Annotated in this window: 17 protein-coding genes; 10 read left to right on the forward strand and 7 right to left on the reverse strand. The window is 71.3% G+C overall.

What is annotated here, in order from left to right; all coding sequences use genetic code 11:
* Nucleotides 1–89 precede the first annotated feature (89 nt).
* Nucleotides 90–3,608: a BTAD domain-containing putative transcriptional regulator gene (locus ACIQBL_RS03375; RefSeq protein ID WP_401936181.1), complete on the forward strand. Its 3,519-nt coding sequence runs from the start codon at nt 90–92 to the stop codon at nt 3,606–3,608.
* A 71-nt stretch (nt 3,609–3,679) separates the two neighbouring features.
* On the opposite strand, the gene ACIQBL_RS03380 is transcribed toward ACIQBL_RS03375, so the two are convergent.
* The 3 genes from ACIQBL_RS03380 to ACIQBL_RS03390 form a co-directional block, all read right to left on the reverse strand.
* Entirely contained in the window at nt 3,680–4,300 is a 621-nt protein-coding gene (locus tag ACIQBL_RS03380) for a sigma-70 family RNA polymerase sigma factor (RefSeq protein ID WP_401936184.1), read from the reverse strand.
* 191 nt (nt 4,301–4,491) lie between these two features.
* Nucleotides 4,492–5,859 carry a hypothetical protein gene (locus tag ACIQBL_RS03385; protein ID WP_401936186.1) on the reverse strand — a complete coding sequence of 456 codons (1,368 nt, stop codon included), beginning with the start codon at nt 5,857–5,859 and terminating at the stop codon, nt 4,492–4,494.
* An 11-nt stretch (nt 5,860–5,870) separates the two neighbouring features.
* Entirely contained in the window at nt 5,871–6,707 is an 837-nt protein-coding gene (locus ACIQBL_RS03390; protein ID WP_401936188.1) for a lytic transglycosylase domain-containing protein, read from the reverse strand.
* 451 nt (nt 6,708–7,158) lie between these two features.
* Here ACIQBL_RS03390 and ACIQBL_RS03395 point away from each other — a divergent pair, with 451 nt between their 5' ends.
* The 8 genes from ACIQBL_RS03395 to ACIQBL_RS03430 all read left to right on the forward strand — a co-directional run bounded on the left by ACIQBL_RS03395 (nt 7,159) and on the right by ACIQBL_RS03430 (nt 15,762).
* A complete protein-coding gene (locus tag ACIQBL_RS03395; protein WP_401936191.1) occupies nt 7,159–7,845 on the forward strand; it encodes a hypothetical protein in 687 nt (228 codons plus the stop codon).
* Nucleotides 7,842–8,138 carry a hypothetical protein gene (locus ACIQBL_RS03400; protein ID WP_401936193.1) on the forward strand — a complete coding sequence of 99 codons (297 nt, stop codon included), beginning with the start codon at nt 7,842–7,844 and terminating at the stop codon, nt 8,136–8,138. The genes ACIQBL_RS03395 and ACIQBL_RS03400 overlap by 4 nt, the downstream gene beginning before the upstream one ends.
* An 80-nt stretch (nt 8,139–8,218) precedes the next feature.
* Entirely contained in the window at nt 8,219–8,533 is a 315-nt protein-coding gene (locus ACIQBL_RS03405) for a hypothetical protein (RefSeq protein WP_401936196.1), read from the forward strand.
* Nucleotides 8,533–9,300 (forward strand): hypothetical protein, encoded by a 768-nt coding sequence (locus tag ACIQBL_RS03410; RefSeq protein WP_401936199.1) that lies wholly within the window; start codon nt 8,533–8,535, stop codon nt 9,298–9,300. Before ACIQBL_RS03405 ends, ACIQBL_RS03410 begins: the two co-directional genes overlap by 1 nt.
* A gap of 1 nt (nt 9,301) precedes the next feature.
* Nucleotides 9,302–10,549 (forward strand): hypothetical protein, encoded by a 1,248-nt coding sequence (locus tag ACIQBL_RS03415; RefSeq protein WP_401936201.1) that lies wholly within the window; start codon nt 9,302–9,304, stop codon nt 10,547–10,549.
* Between the two features lie 154 nt (nt 10,550–10,703).
* On the forward strand, nt 10,704–12,197 hold the full coding sequence (locus ACIQBL_RS03420) for an SCO6880 family protein (RefSeq protein WP_401936204.1): 1,494 nt from the start codon (nt 10,704–10,706) through the stop codon (nt 12,195–12,197).
* Nucleotides 12,194–13,963 (forward strand): ATP/GTP-binding protein, encoded by a 1,770-nt coding sequence (locus ACIQBL_RS03425; RefSeq protein WP_401936206.1) that lies wholly within the window; start codon nt 12,194–12,196, stop codon nt 13,961–13,963. Before ACIQBL_RS03420 ends, ACIQBL_RS03425 begins: the two co-directional genes overlap by 4 nt.
* Nucleotides 13,960–15,762 carry a type IV secretory system conjugative DNA transfer family protein gene (locus tag ACIQBL_RS03430; protein ID WP_401936208.1) on the forward strand — a complete coding sequence of 601 codons (1,803 nt, stop codon included), beginning with the start codon at nt 13,960–13,962 and terminating at the stop codon, nt 15,760–15,762. Before ACIQBL_RS03425 ends, ACIQBL_RS03430 begins: the two co-directional genes overlap by 4 nt.
* On the opposite strand, the gene ACIQBL_RS03435 is transcribed toward ACIQBL_RS03430, so the two are convergent.
* Entirely contained in the window at nt 15,671–16,897 is a 1,227-nt protein-coding gene (locus tag ACIQBL_RS03435) for a DUF418 domain-containing protein (protein ID WP_401936210.1), read from the reverse strand. The two genes, ACIQBL_RS03430 and ACIQBL_RS03435, sit on opposite strands and share 92 nt — an antisense overlap.
* Nucleotides 16,894–17,289, reverse strand: a complete 396-nt coding sequence (locus ACIQBL_RS03440) for a hypothetical protein (protein WP_401936212.1) — start codon at nt 17,287–17,289, stop codon at nt 16,894–16,896. The genes ACIQBL_RS03435 and ACIQBL_RS03440 overlap by 4 nt, the downstream gene beginning before the upstream one ends.
* A 163-nt stretch (nt 17,290–17,452) precedes the next feature.
* On the opposite strand from ACIQBL_RS03440, the gene ACIQBL_RS03445 reads away from it, so the two are divergent.
* On the forward strand, nt 17,453–18,487 hold the full coding sequence (locus ACIQBL_RS03445; RefSeq protein ID WP_401936214.1) for an NlpC/P60 family protein: 1,035 nt from the start codon (nt 17,453–17,455) through the stop codon (nt 18,485–18,487).
* A gap of 369 nt (nt 18,488–18,856) precedes the next feature.
* Here the strand turns inward: ACIQBL_RS03445 and ACIQBL_RS03450 are convergent, their stop codons facing one another.
* The gene (locus tag ACIQBL_RS03450) at nt 18,857–20,254 is read right to left on the reverse strand and encodes a hypothetical protein (RefSeq protein ID WP_401936216.1); all 1,398 of its coding nucleotides are present in this window, start codon (nt 20,252–20,254) and stop codon (nt 18,857–18,859) included.
* A gap of 37 nt (nt 20,255–20,291) precedes the next feature.
* Nucleotides 20,292–22,013 carry a hypothetical protein gene (locus tag ACIQBL_RS03455; protein WP_401936219.1) on the reverse strand — a complete coding sequence of 574 codons (1,722 nt, stop codon included), beginning with the start codon at nt 22,011–22,013 and terminating at the stop codon, nt 20,292–20,294.
* Nucleotides 22,014–22,102: the final 89 nt, after the last annotated feature.

Genomic DNA, 22,102 nt, shown 5'->3' on the forward strand with positions numbered 1-22,102 from the left:
TTTCAGGAGTGTGTCTTCTGTGCGAACGCGTGGCCGGATTCGCCGCTTCGGTCTGACGTTCGGCAGCTCGGCGGCTACTGTCCTGGACCGTGGAGGAAACTGGACCAGAGACACTCCGGTTCTCCCTGCTCGGCCCGCTGCGTGCCTGGCGGGGTTCCGTCGAATTGGCGCTCGGCTCCCCTCAGCAGCGTGCCGTGCTGGCGATGCTGCTGCTGAGCCGGGGGCGGGTGGTCGGGGTGGCCGAACTCGTGGACGGGATCTGGGGTGCGCAGCCGCCTCGGGGTGCTGTCGCGATGGTGCGCACCTATGTCTCCCGGCTCCGCAAGCTGCTCGAGCCCGAGCGGACGCCGGGGCAGCCGTCCGCGCTCCTGGTCTCCATCGGGGACGGATACGCCCTGCGGACCTACCGGGTCTCCAGTGACCTGGCCGAGTTCGAGGAGGCGGTGACGCAGGCCGGGCGCCGTCGGGCCGCCGGTGACAGCACCGGCGCGGTCCGGTCGCTGCGTACTGTGCTGGCCGCCGGGGACGGTGCGGCACTGGCCGGTGTGCCCGGTCCGTTCGCCGAAGCCGCGCGGGCCGATCTGGCCGAACGGCGGCTGGGCGCCCTGGAGTTGGGGCTGTCCATGGAGCTGGAGCTGGGCCGGCACGAGGCGGTGGTGCCGGAACTGCTGGCACTGCGCGACGCGCATCCCCTGCGGGAGGCCCTGAGCGAGCTGCTGCTGACCGCCCTGTACCGGTGCGGGCGGCAGGCCGAGGCGCTGGAGGCCTACGCGAGGACACGCCGCACGCTGGTCGACGAACTCGGCATCGAGCCGGGCCCGTCCCTACGTGCCGTACACGCACGACTCCTGGCCGGAGACCCCGAGCTCGCTCGGCCCGTACTCCACGAACCGACCGGTGAGACGCCTGCCCCGTACAGCAGCCCCGGTGCTGCCGGATCTCCTCCGGAACCTGACGCCTACGCCGCCTACAGTCCCGGCTCCGGGTCTCGTCCGGAACCGGACGCCTACGCCTCGCACAGCCCCGTTGCCTGGCCGCTTCCGCAAGCGGACCCTCACGTCCCGCGCGGTCCCGGTGTCGGTCCTCGTCCGGAACGGGACACCTACGCCTCGCACAGCCCCGTTGCCTGGCCGCTTCCGCAAGCGGCCCCTCACGCCCCGCTCAGTCCCGGCGTCGAGTCCCGTCCGGGACGGGACACCCATGCCCCGCACGGCCCCGGCGCCGGGCATCCTCCGGAACCGGACACCTACGCCCCGCTCAGTCCCGGCGTTGAGTCCCGTCCGGAACCGGACACTCGCACCCCGTACCGGCCCGGCGTTGAGTCCCGTCCGGAACCGGACAGCCGCGCCCCGTACCGACCCGGCGCCGGGGCTCCTCCGGGACGGGGCATCCATGCCCCGCGCAGCCCCGTTGCCAAGCTTTCTCCGGAACCGGACACCCGCACCACCGACACCCCCCGCAGCCTCGTCGCCGAGCCCCCTCCGGAAGCGGACTCTCCCTCACCGACCCGCCGTGCCAGACCCATAAGCCCCGCTCAACTCCCCGCCGACCTCCCCCTGTTCACCGGTCGTCGTACCGAACTCGACTACGTCGCCGCCCTGTTCCCGGAGGGGGGTGGGCCGCCCGGGACCGCTGTCGTCGGGGTCGTCGACGGGATGGCGGGGACCGGGAAGACGACTCTCGCCGTGCACTGGGCCCACCGGATCGCGCACCGCTTTCCCGACGGGAGTCTCTACGTCAACCTTCGTGGCTACGATCCGCACGCCTCCCGGATGCTTCCCGGTTCGGCGATCGAGATGTTTCTCGTGGCGCTCGGTGTGGCTCCGCAGGCCGTCCCGGAGGGGCTCGACGCGCAGGCCGCTCTCTATCGGAGTGTGCTCGCCGAGCGGCGGGTCCTGATCGTGCTGGACAACGCGCGGGACGCCGAGCAGGTGCGGCCGTTGCTGCCCGGTACGCCCGGCAGCCTCGTCATCGTCACCAGCCGGAGCCGGCTCGGCGGGCTGGTCGCCGGGCACGGGGCGCATCCGCTCACGCTGGGCCTGTTGAGTGCCGGGGAATCGTACGAGTTACTGTCCCGGCGGCTGGGCGGCGCCCGCGTCGACGCCGAACCGGAGGCCGTCGCCGCGATCACCGAGCTGTGCGCCCGGCTGCCGCTGGCCCTGGCCATCGTGGCGGCCCGCGCCGCCCACCACCCGGGCTTCCGGCTCGCCGACATCGCGCAGGAGCTCCGGTACCACCACGGCAGCCTCGACGCGTTCGTCGGCGACGACGCCGGTACCGACGCCCGTGCCGTGTTCTCCTGGTCGTATCAGGCGCTGTCGCCCGAGGCGGCAGGACTCTTCCGCCGTCTCGCCCTGCATCCCGGCCCCGACATCACCACCGCCGCGGCCACCGCGCTGACCGGCGCACCACCACGGGCAGTCCGCGCCCTGCTGTCCGAACTCACCGGGGCGAGCCTGCTCATCGAACGCGCCCCGGGCCGGTTCGTCTTCCACGACCTGCTGCGCGCCTACTCCGGCGAACTCGCCGAGGTCGAGGACAGCGCGAGCACCCGCGGCGCGGCGCTGCTGAGAATGCACGACCACTTCCTGCGCACCGCCCACAACGCCTCCTCGGTCCTGGATCCGTTCCGCGAAACGATCGCCCTGCCACCGAGCACAACGGGCAGCGAGCCGCTCCGGTTCAACGACCGGGCACAGGCGACCGCGTGGCTGCGCACGGAGCGGTACGTCCTGCGGGCGATCGTCGAACACGCCGCCGCCCACGGCTACGACGAACACGCCTGGCGCACCGCCGCGGACCTGGACGTCTACTTCAACCGGCTCGGTTTCTGGCACGACCTCCTGAAGATCAACAGCGCGGCGCTGGGAGCGGCGCAGAAACTCGGTGATCCCCTCGGACAGGCGTACTCCCTGTGCGGACTGGGTGTGGCCCACTCCCAACTCAACCACGCGGAGCCCGCGTTGGAGTGCCTCGAACGCGCGCTGGAGCTGTTCCGCGACGCCGGCGACCCGTTCGGCCAGGCCCGGGTCCACCGTGGCCTCGCCTACCTGGGCAACCGGACGGACCGGCGCGCCGCCGCCCTCGACCACTACGCGCAGGCCCGCGCGCTGTTCCGGGCCGAGGGCGACCGTAACGGCGAAGCGGGTGTGCTCAACCAGGTCGCCTGGACGTACATCCTGATCGGCGACCACGCGAAGGCCCTCGACTGCTGTCGGGAGAGCCTCGTCCTCTACGACGCGATGGGCGACCCCTACGGAGCGGCCTCGACGCAGGACACCATCGGGTACGCCTATCACCACCTCGGCCGGTACGCGGAGGCCGTCGAGCGGTTCGAGCGGTCGGCGCGGCTGTTCGCCGCGATCGGCGACCGCTATCTCGAAGCGGACGTCCTGCGTCACCTCGCCGACGCCCACCGCGCCACCGGTGACCGGGACGCGGCCCGCGAGGCGCTGCGGTCGGCGCTCGCGCTGCTGGAGGAGATGGGCCACCCGGACGCCGAGGACGTGGGCGCGATCCTGCGCGCACTGGACACCGACGAGCCGGAGTCGGAGGCGGAGGCGGAGGCAGAGGCGGAGGCGGAGGCGGAGGCGCCGCCCGGCGGTTGACGCCTGATCGATGGACCTGCCCCTCCCTGCCCCTGTCCCTGTCGCCGTCCCTGTCCCTGTCGCCGTCGCCGTCAACACGCCACGTCCGTCTCCTCCTCCCGCCCGTTCCCCCGCATGTCCTCGCGCACGTCCTCCACGACCTCTTCCACCACGACCCCGGTTTCCCGCAGGGCGAGGCGGAGGCTGCGCAGGGCGTAGTACACCCGGGACTTCACGGTGCCCCGGGGAATCCCCAGGTAGTCCGCGGCCTGCTGGGTGGTGCGGTCCGCGAAGAACGTCGCCCGGAGCACCTCGCGGTGCGCGGGCGTGAGCATCTGCAGGGCCTTGTGCAGCACCATGGACGACAGCATCCGTTCGATGTCGTCCACCTCGGCGCACATGTCGCCCAGCCAGTTGGTGCCGCTGATCTCCAACGGGCGCGCCAGCCGGGTCCGGTGCGCGTCGATGACGAGGTTCCGGGCGACCCGGAACATCCAGGGGCGTACGGCCATCCCCTCGTCGTCGGTCAGGTTCCCGTTGTTCCAGCAGCGCAGCAACGTCTCCTGGAGGACGTCCTCCGCGCGGTGCGTGTCCCCGTCCAGCATGCGCAGCACGTACGAGTAGAGGGCCGGCCCGTGTTCCAGATAGAGGTCGCGCAGCGCCCGTTCCTCGGGCGAGACCGCGCTCGCCGATCCGATGGCCGTCACGTTCATGGAAGTGCTCCTGCTCCTCGGCGTGACCTGCTCCGGCCGCTTGCTGGCCGGAGCCGGGTCTCCTGGGGAAGGGAGTGTTCCGAGGGACGGTCCACGTCTGGTTGACGCCTGTTGTACGAGGCGATTGACGGACCGGTCAGTGCCGGTGCGCGGGGCGTACGCGGGAGGGCACTGGAGGGCGCACGGGGGGTTCAGGCGTACGCCGCCTCCAACGCCGTCACGTATCTGTGGACCTGTTCGGCGAGTTCGACGTGGCCGGGCGGCAGCGGACCGCGACGGTTCAACACGTCCCACATGTGCAGCAGTTCGCGTCCGTGGGCGACGGCGGCCTGGGAGTCGTCGAGCTGTTGCCAGGCCGCCGCAGCCCGCGCCACCTCCGTGGGCGCCCGCTCGTCCCCGGCCCCGCACCGGATCCGGGCCACGGCCAACGCCAGTACGACGGCCTCGCGGTGGTCGCCGCGCAGGTGCGCGAGGTACGCCTCCACGGCCCGTGCCTCCACCGCGTGCGGATGCTCGGCGCCCACCGAACCGGTCAGGCTCTCGCGCAACGCGGTCGCGTCGGCGAACGCCTCGTCGAGCCTGCCGCTGGTCGCCAACGCGTTGATGCGGCTGATCTCTTGGGCGAGTTCGCCGGGCGGCAGGCCGACGCCGGGGGCGGGTTCCCGCACGGCGGTACCGGCGGCGCTACGGGCGGCGGCCGTGGCGCGGGCACGGGCGACCGCGGTGGCGATGGCGGAGGCGGCCACGGAGGGGGCGGCGGGCAGGGTGACGGAGGGCGCGGTGGCGGAAGGGCCGGTGAGGGAAGGGCCAGTGGAGGGCGCGGTGACGGCGGGCGCGGTGACAGAAGGGCCAGTGACGGAAGGGGTGGTGCAGGGCGCGGTGACGGAAGGGCCAGTGACGGAAGGGGTGGTGGAGGGCGCGGTAGCGGAGGGGGTGGTGACAGAAGGGCTGGCGACGGCGGGCGCGGTGATGGAGGGCGCGGCGACGCCGGGCGCGGTGACGGAGGGAGTGGTGACGGAGGGAGTGGCGGAAGAGATGGTGACGGAGGGGCCGACGACGCCGTGCGCGGTGACGGCGGCAGCGGTGGTGGGCGCGGCGACGCCGTGCGCGGTGACGGCGGTGACGGCGGGGCCGGTGGAGGGCGGGGGAGCGACGTCGTAGGCCGGTGCGTAGGCAGGTTCGGATGCCGGTGCGTAGGCAGGTTCGGATGCCGGTTCGGATGCCGGCCCCGGCTCCGGTCGGGACGCCGGCTGCCGTTCGGCTTCCGGTGCCTCCTCGGCGTCGGCGTCGGCGTCGGCATCGGCATCGGTGTCGGCATCGGCGTCCGCGTCGTACGCGAGGACGTGGCTGGAGCCGTCCGGGAGTACCTGGAGGACGAAGTGGGCGGCGCCGGGGCCGTCCTTGACCGTCGCCCCGACGGGGGCGTCGCGCTCCTCCGCGTGCCGCTGCAACCGGTCCAGCACGGCCTCGTGCACGGACTGGTCCGGTGCGGGGACGAGCGGTTCGCCGTCGATCTCGGCGAGACCTTCCTCGGAGATGTACACCTCGAAGTGGTCCATTGCTGTCCTCCTCATGCGGCGGGTGCGCCGGTCTCGGTGAAGCTGGGAGTGACGCCGGGGGTGGCGCCCGTGGGCGGGGCGGCGATGCCCTGGTACTTGGCGAACTGGGCGCGGATGGCGAGGACGTAGCTCAGGGCGTCGTTCGACTGCGGGACGCCCTTGGCCGCCTTCACGGCGTCCATCCCGATGGCGTAGCCGGCCAGGGCGAGGTCCAGGACGCTGTTGGTGGTGTTGCCGTCCTTGTCGGTGGTCTTCACGACCGTGCCGTCGTCGAGCAACTTCTGTCCCTGGCTTGCCAGATCGCACATGTAGCGGCCCTGGGCCATGATCGAGTCCGCGTTGTCCGTCGCCTGGGTCTTGCCGTTGTTGTCGTCGTCCTTGCCGTACTGCTTGAAGATGTCCGGAGGCAGCTGCGAGATGCCCACCTCGCCCTGGGGGCCGACCAGGGCCGAGTTGAAGCCGGACGCCTTCTCCACCTGGGAGGCGATGACGATCGGGCCGATCGCGTCGCACAGCTTGCCGGCCTTCTGGATGGGGTCCACCAGGTCGGCGGGGACGGTGGAGGTGTCCAACTCGCCCTTGCCGTCGCCCTGGAGGACGGTCAGCATCTGGTTCGCGGTGTCGTTGTCGCTGCTGTAGTCGTCGGCGCTGCCGCCGCCTCCTCCGAAGAGCAGGATCAGCGCGATGAGCGGGGCCAGCAGGACACCGAGCCCGCCGAAGACGATGATCAGCGGCACGGCGCCCGCCACGGCGAGCGGGATCATCATGCAGCCGCCGACACCGGCGCCGGCCACGCCGTACATGACGGCCTTCGAGCCGGCGCCCTCTTCGCCCTCTCCCGCACCCATCTTCGTCCGCCTTCTTCTCATCTCGTCTTGAACCGCTGTGGCCGCACGGCCCGTTGTGCTGTCCGAACGGCCCCGGCAGATCGAAACGGGCCGCGCGGCAAAAAAGTTCAAACCAGTGGAAATCCGGATGAGTCAGAGCAGCGGAAGTACGAGCCAAGAGAGCCAAGAGGGGGGCGGGAAGAACACCATGGGCACTCCTTCGGCAACACCGCCGGGCCGGCAGGCATGGGTACGGGGACCGAAGGTCACGCGGTCGGCGCCGCCGGCGCCCCCGGCGACGGACGGTGCCGCGGCCGAACCCGTCGGACCTCCCGCACCCGTCGGACCTCCCGCACCCGTCGGACCTCCCGCACCCGTCGGACCTTCCGCACCGGCCGGATACGAGGCGCGTGCCGGGCAGTCGGCGTACTCACCGCAGCACGGCTTCGGCGGCGGGCTGCCGTCGGCACCCGTGCGGCAGACGGTTCCGGCACCTCAGGCGCAGGCCGTCGTACAGCCCGCGCCGCGGCCGGTGGCGCCTGCCGCTCCTCGGCCCGCGGCCCCCGGCCCGTCGCCGGCCGTCGCCCCCCGGACCGCGGCGCCCGCCCCGCGGCAGGCCGCCCCCCGGTCCGCCGCCCCCGCACGCAAGGCCGCTCCGGCCCGCGCGGCGGAGGCCGGCTGGGGGCAGCCGAAGCGGCCCGGGGCGGCGGCGCGGGGCAGGTCGCGGGAGGACGTCGGATGGGTCAAGGCGCACGGCGGGTCCGGCGCGACCTCGCTGGTCGAGGTCCTCGGCGGAGTGGACGTGGGCGCCCGCTGGCCGGAGCCCGCGCGCGGCGAGCCGTACCGGATCGTGCTGGTCGGCAGGACGAGCGCGGCCGGACTGCGGGCCGTCTCCCAGGCGCTCGGCGCGCTCAAGGACGGCAAGGCCCCGCAGGGGCTCGAACTGCTGGCCGTGGTCCTCCTCGCCGACGCCCCCGGGCGGCTGCCGCTCGGTCTGCTGCGGCGGATCCGGGTCCTGCGCTCCGTCGCCCGCGTGCACCGCGTGCCGTGGATCCCGGCGTGGCGCACGGGCGACCACCCGAAGTACGTGCCCAGGCAACTCGTCACGCTCTCCCGGCTGGTGGGCGGCGAGCTCTACGGCGAGGGAGCCCTGTCGTGAGCCAACTCCTGTCCGGCGGGCTCTACTTGGCCGCCACCGGTCCGCGGTACTACTCCCCGTCCCCGGAAGCCCACACGATCATCAACACCCTCTGCTGGGGCGCCTCGGCCTGTGGCGTCGCCGGACTGATCATCGTCGGCATGCAGATGGCGCTCCAGCTCCGCCGCGGCGACCCCGGCGAGGGCGGTGAGCACTTCCGCGGTGTCTTCTACGTCGTCCTCGCCTGCGTGGTCGCCTCCACGGCCGGCCCGCTCGTCTCGTTCCTCGGCGACCTGACCCTTCAGGGTCCTTAGGGCCAACAGGCCTTCCCGTACCGCAGGTTCACCCTCTCGCCCACCGCTCAGGCCGGGCGCCTACTCCTCGGAGAATCCCCATGTCCGCACTGCTCGAAGCCACCCACTTCCTCGCCGCCGCGGTTCCGAATCCGGCCACCGGCGGCACCGGCGACGTTCCCCAGCCGACGAGCAACGCCCCCTCCCAGCTGACCGACAAGGTCAACCTCGTCCTCGGCATCCTCGCCTGGGCCGGCACCGCGGCCGGTGTCTGCGGTGTGCTGGTCACCGGCGCGATGATGGCCATCTCCGTCAAGCGGGGTGAGAGCTCGGAGCACATGAGCCGCCTCGGCATGGTGCTCGGCGGCTGTGTCCTGGTGGCCACGGCCGGCCCGCTCGTCAAGTTCGTCTTCTGATGGGGCGGGCGGTCGGTCTGTTCCGGCGCGGAGAACGGCGGTCCGAGGACACCGGGCCGTACTGGAAACAGCGCGGTTGGCAGGCATCGGCGGGGTTCCTCGGGCTGGTCGTCGTACTGGGCGGGGTCACCGCGCTGACGTCCGGCTCGGGCAGCGGCGGCGACCGTGTCAAGGCGTCGGCGTCCAACGGCCCGCTCTCCGGTACCCCCAAGAAGGACGGCCGCCCGGCCGGCTGCCGTACCGACGACAGCGCGGGCGACGCGATACCCCCGTCCGTGCCCAAGGACATCAGCTGGCGCACGCTCGACGTCGGGCGGGTCCCGGTCTCCGCCTCGGAGGGGCCGACCAGGATCCAGGGCGCCGTGTGGTGGTGCTTCGCGCACACGCCCATGGGTGCCGCGCTGGCCGCCACCGTGATCCCCACCCAGATGAGCGGATCCCAGTGGCGCACCGTCACCGACCAGCAGGTGGTCGCCGGGCAGGGACGTCGGCTGTTCGTGTTCCAGCGCACCGCCGTGCCGGACACGGACGGTGCGCACAGCGCCCCGGTCACCTCGTCGTACGCCGGGTTCCAGGTGACCTCGTACACGAGCGGGGCGGCGACCGTCGCGCTGTTGATCAAGAGCACGCAGGGCTATGCCTCGACCAGCGTCGACGTGCGCTGGAGCGGCGGCGACTGGAAGATCCAGCCCGACGGAAGCGGCGGACTGTACTCGCAGCTGGCCTCCGCGCAGAGCGCCGTCGGCTACACACTCTGGGGGGTCTGACGTGGCGGCCTGCAGCAACGGCAATCCGCTCGCCGACGCGATCACCGGTTTCTTCAGCTTTCTCGGCGACCCCGTCGGGACGGTCATCGGTCTGATCGCGAAGACCATCCTCGCCGCCGCGATCGCGGTGTTCGCGGGGGTGGCCGAGAGCGTTCCGACCCTGGAGGACACGACCACCTCGCACGATCTCAGCGACAAGACATCGTGGATCGTGGTCTATCTGGCCGTCGGTTCGCTGTTGTTCGCGGCCGGCAAGATGGCGATCGAGCGCAGGGGAACCGCGGGTGTCACCGCGCTCAAGGGCATCATGCGCGTCGTCCTCGTGTCGGGCGCCGCCACCACCATCTGCCTGGCCGCCGCGAAGGTCGCGGACGACTACTCCACCTACCTGTTCAACAACTCCGTGCAGAAGGCGCTGGACAACATCGGCGCCTGCGGGGACAACAGCAGCATCCAGTCCTTCCTGCTGCTGATCCTCGCCTTCCTGCTGCTGCTCGCGGGCATCCTCCACATGATCCTGATGTACATCCGGCTCGGCGTCATGATGATCATGCTCGGCACCCTTCCGATGGCCGCCGCGGCCTCGATGACGGACTGGGGGGCCGGCTGGTGGCGCAAGCACATCGGCTGGATGGTCTCGTGGCTGCTCTACAAGCCCGCGGTCGCTCTCGTGCTGAACGCCGGCATGGCGATGATCACCGCGGGCCAGACCAGCAAGGCGGGCGCCAACGTCAACACCCGCATCGCCGGTATCGGCGTGATGCTCCTCTCCGCCGTCGCGCTTCCCGCGCTGCTGAAACTCATCGTGCCCGCCGCCGCGGCCATGGGCACCGGCAACCCGATGGCCGCCATGGGCCAGGCGGGCAGCCAACTGGCCAGCGGTGCCGTGCAGGTCGGCGCCATGAGCGGCTCGTCCGGCGGTGGCGGACAGGAGGGCCCGAGCGGCGCGAGCGGCAGCGGCGGCGCCAGCGGCTCGTCCGGTGCGGGGGGTTCGTCCGGCGCGGGTGGCTCGTCCGGTTCCAGTGGCTCGGACGGTGCTGGCGGATCGTCCGGTTCATCGGGTTCCTCCGGTTCCTCCGGTTCGGGCGGTGGCGGCGAGGCCGCGAAGGGCGCGGGCAAGGAAGCCGCGGCGATGGGCGGCCCGGCGGGTGTCGCGATCCTCGCGGCCGTGGCCGCGGCCCAGGTCGCGGGTTCGACCGTGTCCGGAGCCGTCGAGGGCGCCGACGGCGAACTCGGCAACAACAAGTGAGCCCGGGGGAGGCGACGACACCAGGGCCGCGCGCCCGTCGCCGCCGCCCCCGACGAACGGCCGCCGGGTTCCCTTCCCCCAGGGGGCCCGGCGGTCTCCCCATCGCCCCCAACCCACGCCGTAACCACGTCACTTCACGAAAGGAACCGGTCACATGTCCACGGAAGCCGTCTCCCATCCGACCTACGGGAACTGGCGCAGGCCGAGACGGGCGGGGCTCGGATCGCTCGGGCTCCTCGGCACCTTCGTGATCTTCGGCGGACTCGTCGCCACCCTGCTGGCGTCGCTGATCTCGCTGTACGCGGCGGTGGTCGTGTTCGTGCCGGTCGTCCTGTTCCTCGTCCCGCTCGCCATCCGCACCCAGGACGGCCGCAACGTCTACCAGTTGTTCGCCCTGCGCGTCGGCTGGTGGCGCCGGAAGGCCGCGGGCGCGCACCTCTACGTCTCCGGCCCGCTGTCCGCGCGGCCCGGCGGCCGGTACCGCCCGCCGGGGCTGCTCAACAAGGTCACCGCGACCGAGGGGCGGGACGCCTACGACCGCCCCTTCGGCGTCCTGCACCACCCGCAGCGCGACCTGTACACCATCGTCCTGGGCTGCGACCCCGACGGCGGTTCGCTCATCGACCCCGACCAGGTCGACGTCTGGGTCGCGCTGTGGGGCGAGTGGCTGGCCCGGCTCTCCCACGAACCCGGGCTGAAGGGCGCCACCGTGATCGTGGAGACCGCCCCCGACCCCGGCACCCGGCTCGCCCACGAGGTGCTGCCCCGCATCCACCCCGACGCGCCGCCCGCCGCCCGCGCCGTCATGGAGGAGGTCGTCCGGCGCTACCCGAGCGCCTCCTCCGAGATGCACACCTACGTCACCCTCACCTACGGCAACCCGGCGGGCCAGAAGCGCCGGAAGGAGGACGTGATCACCGAACTCGCCATCCGTATCCCGGGCCTGCTCAGCGGCCTGGTGGCGGCCGGCGGCGGCGCCGCCTACCCGCTGTCGTCCGAACGGATCGCCGAGGTCGTCCGGGTCGCCTACGACCCCGCCGTCGCCGCCGACGTCCTCAACGCCCGTGCCCTGGAAGGCGGAACGGGCCTGGAGTGGGACGACGCCGGACCCGCCGCCGCCGTGGAGACGGTGAACGCCTACCAGCACGACTCGGGTGTCTCCCGCACCTGGATGCTGACCCTGGCGCCGCGCGGCACCATCCGCTCCTCGGTGCTGCGCGGCATGCTGGAGGCGGCCCCCGGGACCCGGCGCAAGCGGGTCGCCCTGGTCTACCGGGCCATCGACCCCGCCACCTCGGCCCGGATCGTCGAGGCCGACCGGCGCAGCGCCCAGTTCATGGCGACGTCCGGCAAGGGCATGGTGCAGGCGCGCGCGGCCTCCGAGGTGCGGGCGGCCGAGCAGACCGCCAACGAGGAGGCGTCCGGCGCCGGCCTCGTCGAGTTCTCGCTGATGCTGACGGTCACCGTCGACAGCATGGCGGAACTGGACGACGCCAGCGTCACCGTACGCAACCTGACCGCGGCCTCCCGGGTGCTGATGCGCCCCGCCGACCGGATGCAGGCGGCGGCCTTCAGCTGCACCCTGCCCGCCGGGATCCTTCCGTGGGAGCAGACCCTCGTCCCGCACGAACTGCAGGAGGCGCTGTGAGCCGCCGTAGCGAACAGAAGCAGGCCGAGCGGGAGGACCGCCTGGCCGAGGAACGGTCGCTCGGGGAACCGGACGGCGGGCCGGTCCTGTTCGGCCCGGACGTGTTCGGGGCGCGGACCTCCGGGAAGAAGTCCGCGCAGGCCAAGGCCGCCTCCGACGCCAAGCGCGGCGGCAAGGGGAAGACCCCGGCCAAGCCCAGGGAGCTGTACGTCCCGGCCCGCGGCTGGCCCGGCGCCGGCGGTGGACGCGTCGGCTACATGGATCCGCCCACCATGTGGCGGGCCACCACCGTGCAGGCCTGCGGTATGTGGCCGTTCGCCGCCGGTTCGGGCTCGCCCATGACCGGAGTGCCGCTCGGACAGCACCTGTTCACCGGCGCCACGGTCTGCGGCGACCCGCTGAACTGGTTCACCCGGGCCCGTTACATCTCCAACCCCTCCCTGTTCATGCTCGGCATGCCGGGCCTGGGCAAGTCCACCCTCATCAACCGGATGCTGATCGGGCTCGCCGCGACCGGTGTCGTCCCGCTGGTCCTCGGCGACCTCAAGCCCGACTACGCCGACACCGTCCGCGCCCTGGGCGGCCAGGTCATCTCCATCGGCCGCGGCCGGGGCGGCATCAACGTCCTCGACCCGGGCGCCATGGGCGAGGCCGCCGCGAAGATCGGCGGCGAGGCGGGCGAGGTCCTCAAGGCCGAGGCCCACGGCCGGGTCCTGAACATGGTCGCCGCCCTCGTCACCATCGTGCGCGGCCGTCCGATGGACGACCACGAGCAGTCCGTACTCTCCGCCGTCCTGCACCACCTGCGCGAACGCACCCTTCCCGGCCGTACGGTGCTGCTGCCGGACGTGCTGCGCGTCCTCACCGAGGGCCCCGCCCGGGTCCGCGCGGTCACCCTCGACCGGGGCGACGACGCCCGCTACCGGGACGCCGTCGACCCGCTGCACCGCTCCCTGCTCGGCATCCTCGACGGCCCGCTCGGCGACACCTTCGCCTCCGAGACGTCCACCCGGATCGACGCGAACGCGTCCGCCGTGTGCATCGACATCTCCGGCATCGGCGAGGCCGACACCCAGCTCACCGCCGCCGCGATGCTCGCCGCCTGGTCCGACGGGCTGGGCACGGTGGCCGCCTCGCACGCCCTCGCGGACGCCGGACTCGCGCCCCGGCGCTGGTTCTTCACCGTGCTCGACGAGCTGTGGCGCCCGCTGCGCGCCGCCTCCGGCATCGTCGACCGCATCGACGCCCTCACCCGCCTCAACCGCTCCCTCGGCCTCGGCGACGCCAAGATCACCCACACCCTCAAGGACGCCGAGGCACTCGGCACCGACGCCGACCGCGCCAAGGCGCGCGGCTTCGTCGAGCGGGCCGGGATGGTGGTGTGCGCCGGTCTGCCGAAGACCGAGATGATCGACCTCGGCAAGGTGGTCGGACTGTCCCGGCGCGAGATCGAACTCGTGTCGTCCTGGTCCTCGCCCCCGGGCTGGGGCGTCCGGGGCGAGGACGAGGAACCCCCGGGCCGGGGCCGCTTCCTCATCAAGGTCGGCGGTCGCCCCGGCATCCCCATCAAGGTCGCCATCACCGACGCGGAACGCGAACTGCACAACACCAACACCCGCTGGACGACCAACGAGGCGGCCATCGAACAGGCCGCGACCCGCGCCGCCGCGGAGGTCGCGCGGCTCGCGCAGGAAGGGCCCCCGGCACTCCCCGGCGCCCCGGGATTCCCCGCCGTCGAGGCGTCGGCCGGGGGGTGGACCGCATGAGCGGACCCCGCAGCGGCGACCTCGGTGAGCAACTCCCGTGGGCCATCACCGCCGTCGCCGGCACCGGCCTCCTCGCGTTCACCCTCGCCTGGGCCGGCGGCACCTGCGGCGCCGGCCTCTCCGGCCACGGCTGGGACGCCCCGCCGTTCAGCAGGTCCAGCATCGCCACCCTGGTCGTCCACGGACCGGCCGCGCTGTGGCCCGGCACACCGGCCGCCGTGCTCTACGCCGGCATGTTCGGCGTGCTGGCGCTCGTCGCGGTGCCCGCCGCCCTCGCCGTCACCTTCTTCATGGACCGCGGCAGAGGGCACAAGGGCCTCGCCGGACGGCGTGAACTCGCCGCCATGTGCCCCAAGGGCATCGAGGCCCGCGCCCGCGAACTGCGCCCCACCCTCAAGGGCCGCGAACAGCTCCACCCCGACGAGACCGGCAACCTCCTCGGCGAACTCGACCCCAAGGGCCCCGAACTGCGCAGCAGTTACGAGGACGTGGAGCTCGACCTGATGGCACCCCGCGCCGGCAAGTCCACCGGCATCGCCGTCCCCCGGGTGCTGCGCGCCCAGGGCGCGGTCCTGCTGACCTCCAACAAGTCCGACGTGTACGCCGTCACCCGCGCCCAGCGCGAGAAGGCGGGCACGGTCTGGACGTTCGACCCGCAGGGCATCGCCCACGCCCCCCGTGCCATGTGGTGGAACATCCTCGGCGAGTGCCACACCATCGAGGGCGCCCGCCGGATGGCCGGCCACTTCGTCGCGTCCGTCAACGACGACACCGCGAAGAAGGACTTCTGGATCTCGGCCGCCCAGAACACCCTGACCGCCCTCTTCCTGGCCGCCGCCCGTGGCAGGGCCCCGCTGCACGAGCTCCTCGCCTGGCTCGCCGACCCCGCCGACCGCACCCCGATCGACCTGCTCCGCGAGGTCGGACTCGTCGCGATGGCCGACCAGTTGCAGGGCACCGTACGCGGCGCGGTGGAGACCCGGGACGGCATCTACGAGACCGCCCGCCAGACCGCCTCCTGCCTCCTGGACCCCGACATCCTCGCCTGGGTCACGCCCGACCCCGAACTCCCGGAGTTCCGCCCCGACTTGCACGTGCTCGGCACCGACACCCTCTACCTGTTGTCCAAGGACGGCGGCGGTTCGGCGGCGGGCGTCATCGCGGGGCTCGCCGACGCGACGATGCGGGCCGGCGTCGTCGCCGCCGAACGCATGGGCGGCCGGCTCGACCCGCCGCTGACCGCGGTCCTCGACGAGGCCGCCAACGTCTGCCGCATCTCCGATCTCCCCGACCTCTACTCGCACTTCGGCTCGCGCGGCATCAACGTCGTGACCCTGCTGCAGAGTTACCGCCAGGGCGCCCGCGTGTGGGGCGAGGTCGGCATGGACGCGCTGTGGAGCGCGGCGACGATCAAACTCCTCGGCGCGGGCCTGGACGACGCCGACTTCGTCCAGAAGATCTCCACGCTCGTCGGCCAGCACGACGTGAAGACCCCGAGCATCTCCCGCAGCAAGGACGGCACTTCACGCTCGTACTCCTACCGCCAGGAGTCCGTCCTGCCGCCCGACAGGATCCGCGCCCTCCCCAAGGGCACCGCCCTGCTCCTCGCCACCGGCGTCAAGCCGGCCCTGATCCGGCTGCGCCCCTGGTACAAGGAGCCCGGCGCCGGCGAGATCGCGGCGGCGGCGAAGGCGGAGACGGCGGCCATCACGGAACGCGCCGCGGCTCGTCTGCTGCCGGGGCTGACCCTGGAGAAGGAGAACGCCGTGGAGAGCCACCGGGACATCGCCCGAGCGTGACGGTCCGCAGCACCAGCTCGGCCGGCGCGTACCGCACCCGCCCCATCAGCCATGCACCGAGGGCGAGTTGGGCGCCGTACAGCACCAGGCACCCGGCGAGGACGACAGCGGTGCCGACCCGGTCGTAGAGACCGAAGCCGTAACCGGTGAAGACGAGCGCGAGGACCAGCGACTGTGAGAGGTACTGAGTGAGGGCCATGCGCCCGGAGGCGGCGAGGACGCGGGCCGCCGCCGGGCGCGCGGCGCCGGTCAGCAGGAGCAGCCCGCAGGCGTAGGACGCCGTGAGCGCGGGCGCGGTCAGCAGTGACACCGCGTGTCCGACCAGGAACCACCGGCTGTCCAGCGGCCCGTCCGCACAGCACGCGGTGACCACCCCGCCGGCCAGACCGACCGGCAGCCACCGTACGACGACCCCGCGCAGCCACAGCCGGTCCCGCCCGCGCCGCTCCACCAGCCCCGCCTTGGCCGCCGCGAGGCCGGCCAGGAACGCGGCCAGCATGTCGGGGGTGTACGTCAGGTTCGCGCCGAGAGCCGTCGGCAGTTCGCGCAGATGGGCCCCGACCACCGACAGGAAACCGCCGCGACAGGCGGCCACGGCGCGCGCGGCCTCCGGGGCGTACTGGGCCGGGGTGACCGGCTCGGTGAAGGCGACGGTCAGCAGCCCGTACCCGAGCAGCAGCGCGGCGAGACCCGCCACGAGACAGACCGCGACCCGCACGGCGGCCCGGGGGCTCAGGCCGCGCAGCCCGTACAGGACCAGCCCGAGGGCGGCGTACGTCATCAGGATGTCGCCGGGATAGAGCAGCACGGCGTGGACCAGACCGAGGCCGAACAGCCCTGCGGTACGCCGGAGATGGTGTAGGGCGGACGGGCTTCCCGACTCCCGGGCGGAGCGCTCCTGGAGGACGAAGCTGTAGCCGAAGAGGAAGGAGAACAGCTGGTAGAGGCTGGTGGTCGCGGTCACCGCCCAGGCCGCCGCCCGGTCGACGGCCGAGGCGTCGGGACCGCCGCCGAACGCCGTGTAAGGACCCGCCATCAGCTGGGCGTTGACGAGCAGGATGCCGAACAGGGCGAACCCGCGCAGCACATCGACGTCCTGGACCCGCCCGGGACGGACCGCCCCGCGCTCCCTCACCGTGTCACCATGGTGGTCCCGCTGGCGAAGGCCGCGGTCGACGACAGGAACCACCCGAGCGCCGGTGACAGCAGATACCGCGGGGTCCACAACTTGGCCGCCGCCGGCCGGGCACGCGGATAGACCACGGGCACGCTCCCGCCGGCCGGCGGCAGTCCGCTCAGCGACCCGTACGCGCCCGGGTCGATGACGTGGACCCGCCCCAAGTGGTCGGTGAACACCACGAGTCCGGTCCGCCGGCGGTCGCCCGGCACCCGCGGGGTCACGACACCCGTCACGAGCACTCCGCGTGCCCACAGCCGCGCCATGGTCACCAACTGCCGGACGGCGAGCAGGAGAAACCCGAGTCCGAGCCCCGTGCTCAGGGCAAGCAGCAGCAGCTTGGCGTTCATTCAGTCCCCTTCACCGGCCCGTACACCTCTTCTCGCGCACAACGGATGCCGCGGTGCCACTGGTTCACGGCCCCCTTGAACCGCCGGACGGGTCGCCCCCGTTGTGCGGAGGGACCCCGCGTTCCCACCCCGACCGACGCGTACGAAGGGAGCTTCGGCCCAGATGAGACGGCCCCCGCGCATCCACGGCCACCGGGCGGCGGCAGCGCTCGCGCTGGCCTGCGCACTGACGGCGGCGACCCAACAGGGCGCCCAGGCCGACCCCCGGACCCTCACCGAGGTACAGAACAAGCTGGAGAGCCTGTACCACCAGGCGGAGGTGGCGACCGACAAGTACAACGCGGCCGACGGCAAGGTGACGGCACAGAAGAAGCGGGTCGCTTCACTCAACTCCCAGATCCGCACGACCGAGGCGAAACTGACCCGCCTCAACTCCCTTGCCGGAGCGACGGCCAGGGCCCAGTACCGCGGCGGCGGCATACCCGCCGAGCTGCAGTTCGCCCTGGCCAGCGACCCCGGACGGGCCCTGGACAACGCGGGGTTGGCGCTCCAGGCCCAGCAGAACACGCAGAACCTGCTGACCGACCTGAAGACGACGAAGTCGGCGCTGCGCACCCGCACGGACGAGGCGGCGGCCGAACTGCGGCGGTTGCGGGCGAGCCGCCGCGCGATGGCGACGCAGCGCAGGACGATCGAGCAACACATCGCCGAGGCCAAGACGCTGGAGTCCTCGCTGGCGGCCAAGGAGCGTGCCCGCCTCGCCGACCTGGAGAAGAGGGAGTCCCACCAGGCCCAGGCGAAGTGGGAGAGCACGGGCATCCTCAAGAAGGTCGGCACCGACGCGACCGCCGCCGGCCGGAAGGCCATCGCCTACGCCACCCGCCAACTCGGCAAGCCCTACGTCTGGGGCGCCGAGGGCCCCGACTCCTTCGACTGCTCCGGCCTCACGTCCCAGGCGTGGCTGGCGGCGGGCGTCACCATCCCCCGCACGTCGGAGATGCAGTGGGCCCAGCTGAAGCACGTCCCGGTCGAGGAGATGCGGCCCGGTGACCTCATCATCTACTTCTCCGACGCGAGCCATGTGGCGATCTACGTCGGGGGCGGGAACATCATCTCGGCGCCAAGGCCGGGGCGGTACGTGTACGAGTCGCCGGCGGCGTCGATGCAGATCCTCGGGGTGGTGCGGCCGGACGCGTGAACTCCCTTGGCGCGGACGGTGTTCGAGCCCTCGGCCCGGCACCGTGTGAACCATCGGCGCGTACGGCACGGAGAAGCAGAGTGGGGCGACGGAGCCCGAAGGCCCGCCGCCCCGCACAAGGACACGCTCAGCGTCGCCGTACCCCGCTTCCGGAACCGGTCGTGGGTCCGGTCCCGGGCGCGGTCATCGACCGGCTCGCCCTCGCCGCCACGTCCCTGGCGCGCTCCGTGGGTTCCGGCCCTTCCGGGGACGGCTGCCGGGGCAACGTCATGGCGGCCATCGCGGTGCGGAGCATCGATTGTTTCCTGAACAGCTTGCCGACAGCAGTTCCAATGCTTTTGGCAAGCGTCCGAAGTGACTGCCTTCTTTTCACACGGTGAATCTGACGGCCTGCAACCACAGGGAGTCGTCCTGCGTGCCGCCCCAGATCCAGTTGCCGGGTGCCTGGCCGGTGGGCTGGTCGCAGGCGAGGCCGCCCCACTGGCCGTTGACGGCCGCGTTCTGGCAGATCGCGCCGTCGCCCACGTTGGTGACGAAGCCCAGGACGTACGGGTAGTCGGCCTTGGTCGATCCGATGTAGTTGTCGACGCCGTCGACCGCGCCGCTCCAGGGGGTCTTCCACTGCTCGACGTGGACCCAGGCGTTGGCGGCCGTACCCTTCGTGCCGGCCGTCGCCATGTTGATCGACTTGATCTTCTGGGACCCGCCCACGCGTCCAGCCGTGCCGCCGTCGCACGCGGGCTTCTGCCAGCCGTCCCTGTCCAGGTACACGCGGTAGCAGATGTGCCGCCCGGGGCTGCTCGCCGCCAGCAGCGCGACGGCCTCCCCGGCGGTCTGCCGGTGCGGCTTGGGCTTGGGCTTGGGCGCCGCCCGGGGTACGACGCCGCTTCCCTTCGTCGCGGTGGACGAACCGCCGCCGACCGTGCTCCGGGGCTTGGCCGTCGCCGACGGGCTGGTGGTCACCAGGCCGGTCAACGGCGGCCCGGCCGTCGCCGACTCCGTGACCGAGGGCAGGTTCGTGATCACCGGTGCAACCGTTACCCTGCCCGGGGCTCTCGGTGCCGAGGGCCTGGTGGAGTTCTTGCCCATGTTCAGGGTCTGATCCTGCCCGCCGCTGCCCGAACCGCTGCCGAGCACGATCAGCGGAACGACCACGAGGAACGCCGTGATGCCGCCCGCCACCCCGATGCCGACGGGGCTCCTGAAGAACCCCGGCGATTTGTACTCGTCGTCCGACTGACGCACACCCTTCCCGCGACCGGGCCGCTGCGGGTCGCGGGCCGAGCCGGCGGCAGGGGCGGAGCTGACCAGGGGCGGCGGCGTGAGCTCAGACGCCCAGTCATCGCCGTCATCGCCGTCATCGTCGTCGTCGTATTCGGCGCCGAAGTCAAAGTCGGTGTCGTCGTCATCAATGTCGACGTCAACGTCAACGTCGCCCGACGGCCTGGCAGGCTCGGCGAGCCCGCCGAAGGGAGCCGCGTCCTCGTACTGCCGTTGTTCCAGGAGCCGACTGGCGCCGTCGGGTTCGACCTCGACGAGCACCACCAGTTCCGCCGAGGGGTCCGAGATCGCCGCCGTGACGGAGGCGTTCCGGCTGCGTGCGAGTTCGTGCAGCGAGTCCAGGATCGCGTCGTTGACCTCGGCCTCCCCCGTCACCGGCACACCGTTGATGACGGCGGACCCGTCGGCGGAGATCACGACGGGAATGGGGGAAGCCGACGCCGGCACCTCCTCCGCGCTCGACCCGTCCGCTCCACCCGACGTCATACGTTCCCCTTCCTGGTGTTGTCACCCACTGCACTCGTCACGACCTCTTCTTGGCCTGTGCCGGCTTTATATTGAAAAACTTTGCCAGAGCTTCATGCCTGGACTTTCCCTGCCCCTGGGCGTTCTCTTTTCCCTTGCTGTTACTTGATGACGCCGCGGTCTGACTGGCGGCCCATTGGTCGGCGGAATGCTTGTCGAACGGTTCCCACATGGGTGCCACCTCGCTGTTGCCGAAGGTGAATACTCCGAGAGTTCCGTCCTGGGAATTCTTGTAGGCGTAGTACTCAAGGCCTTTCTCATCCGTCCCATGCATGAGATAGTTGTATTCGACCCCTTTGTGTAGGATCTTGCTGTAATCCGATGTGTACCCCAGTCCGTTGTCGTCATAGTGAAACGACGAACCGGTGTGGGCTTCGGTCCGATCGAGGGGGGCGCCGACGCCCTCGTCACTCGATGTCGAGTACTGGGAGTATGCGGATGTATTGAGCCCGTCCATATTCGTGGGCGAGTATCCGTCGGAGTTCGAGTACGAGGATCCATATGTCCCCACTTGCGTGTTCACCGGGGCCAGCGGAGCACCGAGGCTGAGGCTCGTCATGGACCGGTCGAGCCCGCGCTGGCTGCCAGTGGAAGCGCTTCCCTGCCGCTGACCCTGCGCATACGCCAGGACCGCGAGCTTCTGGTCCAACATCTCCGTCAGGCCGAATTTCTGCGCATTGCTGGATGCCTGGCTCGCCCTCCGTGAGATCGACTTCGGGCTTTCCGTCAGCTCGACGTGCGGGGCGTCCGGGTGCGACAGCACGTAGTAGACGCGTGTGCTCTTGGAAGATCCTTTGGATGAGGACGCCTTGGACGAGGATGCTCCGAATCCGGGGAGCGAGTTCTGCAATCCGCGCATGTTGTAGAGCTTTCGCCGCTCCTCCTTCCCTTCCGTGTACAGCTGGTTCTGTTGTGCTACGTAGGACGGTGTCCTTTCGGACCGCGGAACCTTGTCGAAGGATTCCTGCGAATGCACGATGAAATGCCGTTTCGTCTCCAGTTCCCCGTTGGAGTTCATGTGAACCTCGTTGATGCGTATGTGGGGGACGTCCTCGCCGTTTTCGATCCTTCTCAGGATCTCGGGTATTTCGATGTCGGCCAGTACGCTGGGCTGTGCTATCCCTCGGAATGTATTGACATTAACCACTCCGTGGAAGTCTCCCACGTAGTACTTCGAATACTCGTCCCAGAGTCTTTTCAGGGTGGGGGGATAGCTGGGATAGCCGTCGGTGCCGTAGTGAATCTCGTTGCTCACCACTGCTGGAGGCGCCTGCTCCAGGATCATCCCACCCTCTGCTTCGGCAATTTTTTCAGCCGCCATCGGGCCCGTCCGTCCCCATAGGTGGCCATGTTCGCGAGCGTAATCCGCCTTTTCTGCGACCTGCTGGGCGAATTCATCCCGGCCATACTGTCCCTGTGTTTCGACCCACCACATGGCCGGTGCGTGAAAGGCGTTCCTGTTGTACAGCTCACCGACAAGGGGATCAACTACGTCGCGCAGACCATCGGCTGTATTTTGCGCGATGATCTGCGCGTCCGAATACCCCAGGTTCTGCAACTCCACCTCGTACCGGATTTGCTGGTGGAACGCCTTGTAGGCGGCCACAACCGCAGGATCGTCCCCCAGCCCCCCGTACCGGCTCAGGCGCCACTCGGCCCTGGCTTGATCAGCGTCGAAGTCATCGAGGTCTACCGGCATGTCGGGGTCCTCTCGCTGCATGGTGGCTACCTGATCGCCGGATCAAGTGATGCTGTCGTACGGGCGGATCGTGTCGGTCCACTCATCTCGACGAACCACAACGGGTAGTA

The sequence above is a fragment of the Streptomyces sp. NPDC088350 genome (assembly GCF_044753545.1).
GTDB lineage: Bacteria > Actinomycetota > Actinomycetes > Streptomycetales > Streptomycetaceae > Streptomyces.